Source organism: Pseudoxanthomonas sp. 134C1 (assembly GCF_057773065.1).
This window is the reverse complement of sequence record NZ_JBYMTH010000004.1, coordinates 22233-35011: the sequence shown is the minus strand read 5'-3', so window position 1 is coordinate 35011 and position 12779 is coordinate 22233. Positions and strand designations below refer to the sequence as shown.

General features: G+C 67.6%; 9 protein-coding genes and 1 riboswitch. Of the genes, 7 read left to right on the top strand and 2 right to left on the bottom strand.

The window, feature by feature from the left end:
- Positions 1-7: 7 nt before the first annotated feature.
- A riboswitch (TPP riboswitch) is annotated at positions 8-111 on the bottom strand.
- 144 nt (positions 112-255) lie between these two features.
- Complete coding sequence (locus tag AC3DEZ_RS09365) at positions 256-2157, top strand: S9 family peptidase (RefSeq protein WP_488387977.1); 1902 nt, start codon at positions 256-258, stop codon at positions 2155-2157.
- Between the two features lie 214 nt (positions 2158-2371).
- A complete protein-coding gene (locus AC3DEZ_RS09360) occupies positions 2372-3919 on the top strand; it encodes a BCCT family transporter (protein ID WP_488387976.1) in 1548 nt (515 codons plus the stop codon).
- Between the two features lie 14 nt (positions 3920-3933).
- On the opposite strand, the gene AC3DEZ_RS09355 is transcribed toward AC3DEZ_RS09360, so the two are convergent.
- Positions 3934-4821, bottom strand: coding sequence for a phosphate/phosphite/phosphonate ABC transporter substrate-binding protein (locus tag AC3DEZ_RS09355; RefSeq protein WP_488387975.1), 888 nt, complete (start codon positions 4819-4821; stop codon positions 3934-3936).
- Positions 4818-6659, bottom strand: a complete 1842-nt coding sequence (gene ilvD, locus AC3DEZ_RS09350) for a dihydroxy-acid dehydratase (protein ID WP_488387974.1) — start codon at positions 6657-6659, stop codon at positions 4818-4820. The genes AC3DEZ_RS09355 and ilvD overlap by 4 nt, the downstream gene beginning before the upstream one ends.
- 387 nt (positions 6660-7046) lie before the next feature.
- Here ilvD and ilvC point away from each other — a divergent pair, with 387 nt between their 5' ends.
- The 5 genes from ilvC to AC3DEZ_RS09325 all read left to right on the top strand — a co-directional run bounded on the left by ilvC (position 7047) and on the right by AC3DEZ_RS09325 (position 12772).
- Entirely contained in the window at positions 7047-8057 is a 1011-nt protein-coding gene (gene ilvC / locus AC3DEZ_RS09345; protein WP_295377655.1) for a ketol-acid reductoisomerase, read from the top strand.
- Complete coding sequence (ilvG, locus tag AC3DEZ_RS09340; RefSeq protein ID WP_488387973.1) at positions 8054-9778, top strand: acetolactate synthase 2 catalytic subunit; 1725 nt, start codon at positions 8054-8056, stop codon at positions 9776-9778. Before ilvC ends, ilvG begins: the two co-directional genes overlap by 4 nt.
- Positions 9762-10013, top strand: coding sequence for an ACT domain-containing protein (locus tag AC3DEZ_RS09335; RefSeq protein ID WP_447103540.1), 252 nt, complete (start codon positions 9762-9764; stop codon positions 10011-10013). Before ilvG ends, AC3DEZ_RS09335 begins: the two co-directional genes overlap by 17 nt.
- 78 nt (positions 10014-10091) lie before the next feature.
- Positions 10092-11216, top strand: a complete 1125-nt coding sequence (locus AC3DEZ_RS09330; RefSeq protein WP_488387972.1) for a threonine dehydratase — start codon at positions 10092-10094, stop codon at positions 11214-11216.
- Entirely contained in the window at positions 11213-12772 is a 1560-nt protein-coding gene (locus AC3DEZ_RS09325; protein WP_488387971.1) for a 2-isopropylmalate synthase, read from the top strand. The genes AC3DEZ_RS09330 and AC3DEZ_RS09325 overlap by 4 nt, the downstream gene beginning before the upstream one ends.
- The last annotated feature ends 7 nt before the right edge of the window (positions 12773-12779 follow it).

Below are 12779 nucleotides of genomic sequence, written 5' to 3'. Positions count from 1 at the left end.
GCGATCGGTCGCGTCCTGCGAAGCTTCCCTACGCCGGTCTTAACCGGATCAGGTTCGAAGGGTCTGTCTCAACCGCCGCCCACCGGGCCGACGATACCCCCGCTTCGGGCGCTATTAGACAACCAAAAGGCCCGGAACGCCATTGGCGGCCGATGACGTCGGCCGAGGCGACGGGTTACCCTCCTCCCGGGGATACACGAAGCCACCAGGGGAAACATGAACACAGGGAAGATTGCTGCATTCGCAGCATTGTGCGTGCTGTCGTCACACCTCACCGCGGCCGAACCGGTTCCGGTCGAGGCTTTCGCGAAATCCAACAAGCTGCATTCGCCGCGCCTGTCGCCCGACGGACAGCATCTCTCCGTCGCCGCCGACTTCGGCGATGGCAACCATGCGCTGCTGATCTACCGCCTGCAGGACATGCAGCAGACCGCGCTGCTGCGCCTGCCCCGCTATGAGCTGCCCGCGCAGATCCATTGGGTCAGCCCGAAGCGTCTGGTGATTGCCAAGGGGCGGCAGATGGGCTCGCGCGAAGAGCCCACCCCGATGGGCGAAATCATCGCCACCGACTTCGACGGCAAGAACCAGAAATACGTGTTCGGCTACCAGCAGAGCACGCGCACGGCAGGGATTGACGCGGGTTTCGGCTACATCGAGGGCGTGCCCGAAGTGCGGAACGGCCATTTCTACATGCGCCGGCTGTCCATGGGCACGACCCGCTCGCAGCTGTACGACGTGGATGCCGAACGCACGACCGCCCGTCTGGTCGCCGACATTCCGGTCAAGGACCTGTCATTCACCCTCGACCGCGACGGCATCCCGCGCTTCGCGTCGGGAACCGACGACAACAACAACTACCTGCTGTACGCCGCCGATGCGCAGGGCGAAAACTGGTCGCCTGTTTCAAGCAAGGAACTGGGCGGCAAGTTCGTGCCCTATTCGTTTTCCGCGGACGGACAGCACCTGTTCGCGTTCTTCAGCGAAGACGGCGGGCCATCCATGCTGGTCAAGTCCGATCTGCGGGGCCGGAACCGCACCGTGCTGGCCAGGGATGATTTCGGCAGCGTGGGCGACGTGGAGTGGACCACGACGCCCATGGAGCCCTTCGCCGCCACGCTGGGCGAGGGCAAGCCACGGATGGTTTACTTCGACGCCGCGTCCGCGGAAGCCCAACTGCACCAGAAGCTCAACCAGAGCTTCCCGGGCATGTACGTGACCTACGTCAATCACAGTGGCGACGGCGCGGTGTCCCTGTTGTACGCCTACAGCGATCGCGATCCCGGTGCCTGGTATCTGTTCGATCGCAAGCAGATGAAGGTCTCCCGGCTGCTGGCGGGACGGGAAGGCCTGGATCCCGCGCGCATGGGCGAACGTCGTCCCTTCCGCTTCAAGGCCAGCGATGGCATGGAACTGGATGGCTTCCTGACCCTCCCGGCGGGCGTCCAGCAGCCTTCGCGGTTGCCGATGATCCTGCTTCCCCACGGCGGACCGCACGCGGTCGGCGACGACTGGGCATTCGATACCGATGCGCAGTTCCTCGCGAGCCGCGGCTACCTCGTCCTGCAGGTCAATTTCCGCGGTTCCAAGGGACGCGGCTATCGCTTCGAACAGGCCGGCTACCTGAAATGGGGCACCCGCATCCAGGACGATCTGCTGGAAGGCATGCGCTGGGCGATTGGACAGGGTTACGCGGATCCCGCTCGCATCTGTTCCTACGGCGCCAGCTTCGGCGGCTACTCCGCGATGATGACCGCGGCCAGGGCGCCGGATCTCATCAAATGCGCGGTCGGTGTATCCGGTCTCTACGATCTGAAGATGATGTACAGCAAGGGCGACATCAAATCGACCCGCTACGGCCGCAACTACCTGGAACGCGTGGTCGGCAAGGATGATGCGGAACTGGCGGCCAATTCACCCACCTCGCTGGCGGCAGGCATCAAGGTGCCCGTCCTGCTGGTGCACGGCGAAATCGACGAACGAACGCCGTTCGCGCAGGCGCGCGCGATGAAGGATGCGCTGGAGCGCGCGGGAAACAAGCCCGAATGGATGGCCGTGCCGAAGGAAGGCCACGGCTTCTACAAGGAAGAAAACAACATCGCGTTCTACCAGCGACTGGAAGCCTTCCTTTCGAGGAACATCGGTCCCGGCAAGCAATGATCGCGGCCCGCCTTCCGTCCCTGGGCGGAGGGCTCGCCCGCGGCGTCCGATTCCGCTCCGGAAACAGGCTGTAACCTGCATTCCACCGGTGATCCCGTCATCAGGGAACGTAAATGAGCGGATTGCTATCATGCGCGCTCGCCGGTGACGCCAAGCCCTAGCGCGGGCCTTTTTTCCACCGGCGGGCGACTCCGTTCATGACAAGGAGGCCTGCGTGGTTTTCCGTATCTCCATCCTGCTGGTGGCCATCCTGGTCGCCGCTGCCGGTCTTGCACCCGGTCCGTTCAATGCCTGGATCCAGCAACAGCTGACCGGGATCATCTCCAGTGCCGGTTGGCTGTATCTGCTGATCGTGTTCGCCGCGCTGGTGTTTCTGCTCTATCTGGCGGTGGGGCGTTTCGCCAGCCTGCGCATCGGTGGCGAGGATGCCGAGCCGGAATTCTCCAACGCCAGCTGGCTGGCGATGCTGTTCGCGACCGGCATGGGCATCGGACTGGTGTTCTGGGGGGCCGCCGAACCTGTTTCCCACTACTTCAAGCCACCGGAAGGACTGGCGCCCGGAAGCCTGGACGCCGCGCGCGCGTCGATGCGCTACGTGTTCTTCCACTGGGGCCTGCATCCGTGGGCGATCTATGCGCTGATCGGACTGGCGATGGCCTGGTTCCAGTTCAATCGCGGCGGGCGTGGCCTGATCAGCGATCTGCTGCAACCGGTCATCGGCCGGCATCACCGTGGCTGGATCGGCCACGCGGTGAACATCGCCGCGGTGGTGGCGACCGCGGTCGGCGTGGCCACCACGCTGGGCTTCGGCACCATCCAGATCGCCGCGGGCGTGGCACGGGTCACCGGGATTCCGGACTCCATCGGGACCGAGCTGGCGATCATCGGCGTGGCATTCGTGCTCTACATGGCATCCACGATCAGCGGTGTCGATCGCGGCATCAAGTGGCTGTCAAATTTCAATCTCGGCCTGGCGGCGCTGCTGCTGGCGATGGTGCTCGTGCTGGGGCCCACCGGTTTCATCTTCGATACCTTCACGACCACGCTGGGCACCTATCTCAACCAGTTGGTCAACATGAGTCTGCGGATGTCGCCGTTCTCCGGCAGCACCTGGGTGGCCGACTGGACCATCTTCTATTGGGCCTGGTGGATTGCGTGGGCGCCGTTCGTGGGCGCGTTCATCGCCCGCATCTCGCGCGGCCGCACCATCCGCGAGTTCGTGTTCGGCGTGGTGGTCGTGCCGAGCCTGCTGGGCTTCGTGTGGTTCTCGGTGTTCGGCAGCACCGCGCTGTGGATGCAGATCCTCGGCGGCGTCGACATGAGCGATGCGCTCGCGCGCGGTTATGAAACCGTGCTGTTCACCCTGTTCGACCATCTTCCGCTGTCGACCGTGCTGGCCGGCATCGCGGTCGTGCTGCTGATGATTTTCTTCGTCACCTCGGCCGACTCGGCGGTGCTGGTGCTGGCCAGCATGTCCACGGACACGCCCGGTGATCCGCCGCTCCGGCGTCGTCTGGTCTGGGGCGTCGGCGTGGCGCTGGTCGCGGCGACCCTGCTGCTGGCCGGCGGGCTCGATGCGCTGCAGGGCATCATCACCATCGCCGCCCTGCCCTTCGCGCTGTTGCTGCTGCTGGTGATGCTCGGCCTGTATCGGGCCCTGAACCAGGAGTACCTGCTGCAGCGCCGGCGCGAGCAACGCGCGCGGCGACTGATCATGGACTGGATCGCACGCGAGGACGCGAACCAGTCCAGCGGCGACTGACGGCGCGCGTTCCGTCAGTCGATGCGTTCGGCGAGCTTCGCCAGCGCCGCCTCGTCGGCAGGCTCCAGCCGGGTGGCGTCGCCGAACTCCGGCCAGCCGGCACGCAATCCCGCCATCACCGCGGGATCGTGGCCCTCGGCGGCCAGCAGTTCCGCACCGACGCCTGCGCAATCCAGATGCGCGGCCGGGCGGCACAGCAACGGTCCGGGTGGAATGACCGGCGAACGCCAGAGTTCATGCGTATCCGCATGCGGCGCGGCGTCGTAGACATCCGCCGCCAACGCGGCGACATCGGCGCGACCTTCCTGCAGCCAGGCCAGCGACGCGGCATGCGAACCCGCGTAGTCGACGCGCGCGAACGCCGTTTCCGGTGTCTCGATGCCGAGGTCCGCCAGATGGCCGCGGGGCACGAATCCACCCGAGGCCGAATCCGGACCGACCAGCACCAGCCGCAGACCCGCCGCCTCGCTGGCGAGCGCGGCGCCGGACAAGGGACGGCGACTGACGATGACCGCGCGATAGCGTTGCGCCTGCGCGGGCGGGACGGCGGGCACCGGCAGCGTGGCGACGCTGCCGGCCGGCAGCCGCAGCGCCTGCAGATAGCCGTGAAGATTGGGCACCGCGACATCGATCTCGCCTGACGCCAGGCCCGCGATCAAGGCGGTGGGCGAAGCGAGTACGCGCACTTCGACAGGCCGCTTGAGCTGCCGCCCGAGATAATCGGCCAATGGCCGGATCGCCGCCGCACGATCCCGTTGCGGGTAAGCGTATGTCGCCACGACCAGCGGTTCGGGATCCTTCGCGCCGACCGGTGCCGGGACGGACAGCACCGTCCACGCCATCAGCAGGCCAACGGCCAGGCATCCCATGCCGCGCGGATTGTGTGGGCTGCGCGGTTTCATGCGCGATCCAGCAGCGCCTTGTCGCGCACCGCCCCCTTGTCCGCACTGGTGGCCAGCAACGCGTAGGCCTTGAGCGCGGTGGTTACCCGGCGCGCGCGCGGGTGCGCCGGCTTCCAGCCCAGCGCGTCCTGTCCGGCACGGCGCGCATCCAGTTCCGTGTCGTCCACCAGCAGGTCGATGGCGCGGGCGGGAATGTCGATGCGGATGCGATCGCCGTCGCGGACCAGACCGATGGCGCCTCCCGCCGCGGCTTCCGGCGAAGCGTGGCCGATCGACAGTCCGGAGGTGCCGCCCGAGAAACGCCCGTCGGTCAGCAGCGCGCACTGCTTGCCCAGGCCCTTGGATTTCAGATAGCTGGTCGGATACAGCATTTCCTGCATGCCCGGTCCACCCTTCGGTCCCTCGTAACGGATGACGACCACGTCGCCGGCTTTCACTTCATCGCCGAGGATGCCCTTCACCGCGGCGTCCTGGCTTTCGTAGACACGCGCGTTGCCCTCGAACACGTGGATGGATTCGTCGACGCCGGCGGTCTTCACCACGCAGCCGTCGCGGGCGATGTTGCCGTACAGCACCGCCAGGCCGCCTTCCTGCGAGAAGGCATGTTCGACGTCGCGGATGCAGCCTTCGGCGCGATCGGTGTCCAGCGACGGCCAGCGCGTGTCCTGACTGAAGGCGACCTGGGTCGGAATGCCCGCCGGCCCGGCCTTGTAGAAGGTGTGGACCTTCTCGTCCTCCACCACGCCCACGTCCCATTGCGCGATCGCGTCGCCCAGCGTCTTCGCGTGCACGGTCGCCGCCTGCGTGTGCAGCAGACCGCCGCGTGCCAGTTCGCCCAGGATCGCCATGATGCCGCCGGCCCGGTGCACGTCCTCGATGTGGTACTTCTGCGTGTTCGGCGCGACCTTGCACAGTTGCGGCACGCGCCGCGAAAGCCGATCGATGTCGCGCATGTCGAACGCCACCTCGCCTTCCTGCGCGGCGGCGAGCAGGTGCAGGATGGTGTTGGTCGAACCGCCCATCGCGATGTCCAGCGTCATCGCATTCTCGAACGCCTCGAAGGTGGCGATGCCGCGCGGCAGCGCGGTCGGATCCTCCGCGCCGTACCAGCGGTGGCACAGCTCGACCGCCAGGCGCCCGGCGCGCAGGAACAGCTGCTCGCGATCGGCGTGGGTGGCGACCACCGTGCCGTTGCCCGGCAACGACAGGCCCAGGGCCTCGGTCAGGCAGTTCATCGAGTTGGCGGTGAACATGCCGGAGCACGATCCACAGGTCGGGCAGGCGCTGCGCTCGACCGCCGCCACCGCCTCGTCGCTGGCGTTCGGATCCGCCGCCATCACCATCGCATCGATGAGATCCAGCTTGTGATCGGCCAGCCGCGTCTTGCCCGCCTCCATCGGTCCGCCGGACACGAACACGGTGGGGATGTTCAGCCGCAACGCGGCCATCAGCATGCCCGGAGTGATCTTGTCGCAGTTGGAAATGCACACCAGCGCATCGGCGCAGTGCGCATTGACCATGTATTCCACGGAGTCGGCGATGACCTCGCGGCTGGGCAGAGAATAGAGCATGCCGTCATGGCCCATCGCGATGCCGTCGTCGACCGCGATGGTGTCGAATTCCTTGGCGACCCCGCCGACGCGCTCGATCTCGCGCGCGACCAGCTGGCCGAGATCCTTCAGATGGACGTGGCCCGGGACGAACTGGGTGAACGAGTTGGCGATGGCGATGATCGGCTTCTGGAAGTCGCCGTCCTTCATGCCGGTGGCGCGCCAGAGCGCACGGGCGCCGGCCATGTTGCGCCCATGGGTGGAGGTCTTGGATCGGTATTCAGGCATGGTCTGCGGAGGTGTCGTGTTGCGCGGAAGGCCGCGATTCTGCGGGCTTTTCATGGTTGCAGTTGCAACCATCACCACGCAAACCGGCCTCTCATCGGGACATTACCGAAAATTTTCCCGCTGCGCTTGACAAGCCTCGAACGGGCATGTTTCTCTTGCTGCATGTTGCATCGCCACACGCCCCTGACCCACGACCTGCGGACCGCGCCCAGCGCGGCCTCCATTCTCGTCGTCGTCCTTATTACCTCGCCAACAGGTGCGGGACGAACCGGCGTGTAAGCAGAAAACAACGCCAGATTCGCAAAAACCCCGCACTGAGAAGTGCGGGGTTTTTTGTTGCCGCAGTTTCCAACCCACCCTGCCCTTCCCAACTCAGGAACTCCGCAAATGACCACCGCCGCCTCCTCCGCCCCGCAACCCAAGATCGCCGTCGTCGGCTACGGCAGCCAGGGCCGCGCGCACGCGCTGAACCTGCGCGAATCCGGTTTCGACGTCACCGTCGGCCTGCGTCCGGGCGGTCCCACCGAGGCCAAGGCCCAGGCCGACGGCTTCCTGGTCAAGTCGCCGGCCGAGGCCGTGAAGGACGCCGACCTGGTCGCCGTGCTGACCCCGGACATGGTCCAGAAGCAGCTCTACAACGAGGTGCTGGCGCCGAACATGAAGGCCGGCGCCTGCCTGCTGTTCGCCCACGGCCTGAATGTCCACTACGGCCTGATCGCCCCGCGCGAGGACCTGGACGTGGTGCTGGTCGCGCCGAAAGGTCCGGGCGCGCTGGTCCGCCGCGAGTATGAAATCGGCCGCGGCGTGCCCTGCATCTACGCCGTCTACCAGGACAAGAGCGGTCAGGCCGAGGCGCTGGCGCTGGCGTACGCCGCCGGCCTGGGCGGCGCCCGCGCCAACATCATCAAGACCAGCTTCAAGGAAGAGACCGAAACCGATCTGTTCGGCGAGCAGGCCGTGCTGTGCGGCGGCGCCTCCTCGCTGGTGCAGGCCGGCTTCGAGACCCTGGTGGAAGCCGGCTACCAGCCGGAAATCGCCTACTACGAAGTCCTGCACGAACTGAAGCTGATCGTCGACCTGTTCTACGAAGGCGGCATCACCCGCATGCTGGAGTTCGTGTCCGAGACCGCGCAGTACGGCGACTACGTCAGCGGCCCGCGCGTGATCGATGCAGGCACCAAGGCGCGCATGAAGGACGTTCTGAAGGACATCCAGGACGGCACCTTCACCAAGAACTGGATCGCCGAGTACGAAGCCGGCCTGCCGAATTACAAGAAGTACAAGCAGGCCGACCTGGAGCATCCGATCGAAGTCGTCGGCAAGCAGCTGCGCGCCAAGATGGTGTGGCTGCAGGCCAACGCCTCCCAACCCGATACAGAACAGGCCGCCGCCGCATGAACGCCGACGCTGCCGCTGCCCCACGCAATGGCGCCCGCTGGTTGACCCAGGCCCTGGAAGCCGAAGGCGTGGAAACGCTGTTCGGCTATCCGGGCGGTACCATCATGCCGTTCTATGACGCGCTGGTGGACTCTTCGCTCAAGCACATCCTGGTGCGCCATGAGCAGGGCGCGGCGCTGGCCGCCAATGGATACGCCCGCGCCAGCGGCAAGGTCGGCGTCTGCGTGGCCACCTCCGGCCCCGGCGCATCGAACCTGGTCACCGGCATCGCCGACGCGATGCTGGACTCGGTACCAATGGTCTGCCTGACCGGGCAGGTCGCCACTCCGCTGATCGGCACGGACGCGTTCCAGGAACTGGACGTATTCGGCCTGACCATGCCGATCGTCAAGCACAGCTTCCTGGCCCGGCGCGTCGAGGATCTGCCGGAGATGGTCCGCGAGGCCTTCCGCATCGCGCGCGAAGGTCGCCCCGGACCGGTGCTGATCGACCTGCCCAAGGACGTGCAGATGGCAGACGCTTCGCACCTGCCCGATCATGCGCCGGCCGCGATCGATCCGGTGCCCGCACCGGCCGACGCGCGGCTGGCCGAGGCGCTGGCGGCGATCGCCGGTGCGGAAAAGCCGGTGATCTACGGTGGCGGTGGCATCGCCCTGGCCGATGCGGTGGATGCGTTCCGCCAGTTCGTCGAGGCCACCCGCATCCCGACCGTGCTGACCCTGCGCGCGCTGGGCGCGCTGCCCGGCAACCATCCACAGTTCCTGGGCATGCTGGGCATGCACGGCACCCGCGCCGCCAACATGGCGGTGCAGGAAGCGGATCTGCTGGTCGTCGTGGGCGCCCGCTTCGATGACCGCGCCACCGGCAAGCTGGCCGAGTTCGCGCCATTCGCACGGGTCGTGCACCTGGACGCCGACGCCTACGAGATCTCCAAGCTGCGCGGCGCCGACATCGCCATTCCGGGTGACGTCGCCGCCGGTCTGCGCACCCTGAGCGCGGCGCGCAGCACTTGCGAGGAATGGCGCAAGCGCTGCGCCGGCAACCGCGAGCGGCATGGTTTCCGCTACGACGCGCCGGGCAGCGACATCTACGCGCCGGCCCTGCTGAAGCGGCTGACCGAAGTGGCGCCCGCCGACACGATCGTCGCCTGCGATGTCGGCCAGCACCAGATGTGGGTGGCCCAGCACTGCAAGTTCGGGCATCCGCGCAACCACCTGACCAGCGGCGCGCTGGGCACGATGGGATTCGGCCTGCCGGCGGCGATGGGCGCGCAGTTCGCCTGCCCGGACCGCACCGTCGTGCTGGTCAGTGGTGATGGCAGTTTCATGATGAACGTGCAGGAGCTGGCCACCATCGCCCGCTGCAGGCTGCCGGTGAAGATCGTGTTGCTGGACAACAGCGCGCTGGGCATGGTCCGGCAGTGGCAGGAACTGTTCTTCGCGGAGCGGTACAGCGAGATCGATCTGTCCGACAACCCCGACTTCGCCGCGCTGGCGCAGGTGTTCGGCATTCCCGCCCGCCGCATCGAACTGCGCAACCAGGTCGACGACGCGCTGGCCGAACTGCTGGCCCAGCCCGGCCCGGCGCTGCTGCACGTCGCCATCGACATCAAGGCCAACGTCTGGCCGCTGGTGCCGCCCAATCACGCCAACAGCTCGATGCTGGATGGCAATCCCGCCAAGCAGAGTCCGGAGCCCTCCCCCCATGCGATACCGGCTTGACCTGGTGCTGAAACCGGCCGAGGGCGCGCTGACTCGCGTGATCGGCATGGCCGAGCGACGCGGCTTCGCGCCGCGCGCGATCAGCGGCGAACCCGCGCCCTCCGACGGGCGCTGGCGCGTGCAGCTGGTGGTCGACGGCCAGCGCCCGCCCGAAACCCTGCGCCTGCAGATGCAGAAGATCTACGACTGCGAATCGGTCGAGATCACCGCCGTCGACAACGGGGAGGCCGCGTGATGAACACGCTGTCCGTCCACGCCGTCGACACCCACGTCCGGAGGCGTCTTCTTCAACATCAGCCGCACGCGTGCCGCCATGCCTGATGCCGGCCGCGCCGCCAGCAGCGAAGACCCGGACGTCGGCGACGTCCGTGTCAGCGTGGCCGACGTGCTGGCCGCGCAGGCACGCCTGCGCCGCTACCTGCCGCCGACGCCGCTGCATCATGCGGAGCGCTTCGGCGTGCTGCTCAAGCTGGAAAACCTGCAGCGCACCGGCTCCTACAAGGTGCGCGGCGCGCTGAACGCGCTGCTGGCCGCACGCGAGCGCGGCGACAGCCGCCCGGTCATCTGCGCTTCCGCCGGCAACCATGCGCAGGGCGTCGCTTGGGCCGCGTACCGGCTGGGCGTGCAGGCCATCACGGTGATGCCGCATGGCGCGCCGGAAACCAAGATCGCCGGCGTCGCCCACTGGGGCGCGACCGTGCGCCAGCATGGCGCCAGCTACGACGAGGCCTTCGCCTTCGCCCGCGAACTGGCTGAACAGAACGGCTACCGCTTCCTGTCCGCCTTCGACGATCCGGACGTGATCGCCGGCCAGGGCACGGTCGGCATTGAGATCGCGCCGCACGCGCCGGACGTGGTCATCGTGCCGATCGGCGGCGGCGGGCTGGCGTCGGGCGTCGCGCTGGCGCTGAAGTCCCAGGGCATCCGCGTGATCGGCGCGCAGGTGGAAGGCGTGGACTCGATGGCGCGCGCGATCCGCGGCGACACCGCCGCGCGCGATCCGGCCGCCTCGCTGGCCGATGGCGTGCGGGTCAAGATTCCCGGTTTCATCACCCGCCGGTTGTGCGCGCACCTGCTGGACGACGTGGTCATCGTGCGCGAAGCCGAACTGCGCGAAACCCTGGTGCGGCTGGCGCTGGAGGAACACGTCATCGCCGAGGGGGCCGGCGCGCTGGCGCTGGCCGCGGGCCGGCGCGTGGCCGGCAAGCGCAAGTGCGCGGTGGTGTCCGGCGGCAACATCGACGCGACCGTGCTGGCGCGCCTGCTGTCCGAAGTCCGCCCGCGCGCGCCGCGCAAGCCGCGCCGCCGCAACCGCGAAGGCGAGCCTTCGCTTGCAGGGACGCCATCGCGCAGCCCCGCTTCTCCCCCATCCATCGCCGTGCCGCCCATGCCCCGCCAACGCCGCACCGCCGCAGTCGCAGAGGAATCCAGCTGGTGAATACGAACATTTCCGAACCCCATCCGTCAGGCCACGTCCGCATCTTCGACACCACCCTGCGCGACGGCGAACAGTCGCCCGGCTGCAGCATGACGCCGCAGCAGAAGCTGGTGATGGCGCGCGGCCTGGCCGAACTGGGCGTGGACATCATCGAGACCGGCTTTCCCGCCAGTTCGCAATCGGACCGCGAGGCGCATGCGCTGATCGCCCGTGAACTGCGCGGGCCAGCCCTGGCGGTGCTGTCGCGTTGTCTGGCCGGCGACATCGAGACCTCGCTGCGCACGGTGCAGGCCGCCGCCCGGCCACGCCTGCACCTGTTCCTGTCGACCAGCCCCCTGCATCGGGAGCACAAGCTGCGGATGAGCCGCGAGCAGGTGCTGGAATCGGTCCACAAGCACGTCGGCATGGCGCGTGCGCACATCGACGACGTCGAATTCTCCGCCGAGGACGCGACCCGCACCGAGGAAGATTTCCTGCACGAAGTGGTCGCCGCCGCGATTGCCGCGGGCGCGCGCACCATCAATCTGCCCGACACGGTCGGCTTCACCACCCCCGAGGAAATCCGCGGCATGTTCCAGCGCGTGATCGCGCAGGTGCCTGGCGCGGACAAGGTCGTGTTCAGCACCCACTGCCACAACGACCTGGGCCTGGCCGTCGCCAACTCGCTGGCCGCCATCGAGGGCGGCGCGCGCCAGGTCGAGGGTTCCATCAACGGCATCGGCGAACGCGCCGGCAATTGCGCCATCGAGGAAATCGTGATGGCACTGAAGGTCCGCAACGCCTTCTATAACCTGGACACCGGTGTGGACACCCGCCGCATCGTCCCGACCTCGCAACTGCTGTCGCGGTTGGTCGGCATGCCGGTCCAGCGCAACAAGGCGATCGTCGGAGCCAACGCCTTCGCCCACGAATCCGGCATCCATCAGCACGGCATGCTGCGCCATCGCGGCACCTACGAAATCATGCAGCCGCAGGACGTGGGCTGGCCGTCCTCGCAGATGGTGCTGGGCCGCCACAGCGGCCGCGCCGCGGTCGAACAGCGCCTGCGCGCGCTGGGCTACTGGCTGGACGAGGAAGAGCTGAAGCTGGTGTTCGAGCAGTTCAAGGCGCTGTGCGAGAAGCAGCGCGTCGTCGGCGACGCCGATCTGCAGGCGCTGATGCAGGACGCTTCCGTCAGCGACGGCTACCGTCTGGCTTCGATGACCATCAGCGACGTCGGCAGCCGCGCCAATGCGCTGGTCGAACTGTCGGATCCGGATGGCAACCGCGTCGCCGAAACCGCGCAGGGCAACGGTCCGGTCGACGCCCTGTTCGGCGCACTGTCCGCCGCCACCGGCGTGCAGCTGCAGCTGGAGAGCTACCAGGTGCACAGCGTCGGCATCGGCGCCGACGCGCGGGGCGAAGCCAGTCTGTCGGTGCGCTGCGAAGGCGAGGAATACGAAGGCACCGGCACCAGCAAGGACATCATCGAGGCCTCGGCGCTGGCCTGGCTGGATGTCGCCAACCGCCTGCTGCGCCGTCGCCGCGTCACCAGCCAGGAAATGGCTGCCGCCTGATCGCCCG

Bases quoted from the DNA above. Each gene is read 5' to 3' on its own strand.
- ilvD (WP_488387974.1), bottom strand. From the start codon at position 6,659: ATGCCTGAATACCGATCCAAGACCTCCACCCATGGGCGCAACATGGCC.
- AC3DEZ_RS09355 (WP_488387975.1), bottom strand. From the start codon at position 4,821: ATGAAACCGCGCAGCCCACACAATCCGCGCGGCATGGGATGCCTGGCC.
- AC3DEZ_RS09330 (WP_488387972.1), top strand. From the start codon at position 10,092: ATGCCTGATGCCGGCCGCGCCGCCAGCAGCGAAGACCCGGACGTCGGC.
- ilvC (WP_295377655.1), top strand. From the start codon at position 7,047: ATGACCACCGCCGCCTCCTCCGCCCCGCAACCCAAGATCGCCGTCGTC.
- ilvG (WP_488387973.1), top strand. From the start codon at position 8,054: ATGAACGCCGACGCTGCCGCTGCCCCACGCAATGGCGCCCGCTGGTTG.
- AC3DEZ_RS09335 (WP_447103540.1), top strand. From the start codon at position 9,762: ATGCGATACCGGCTTGACCTGGTGCTGAAACCGGCCGAGGGCGCGCTG.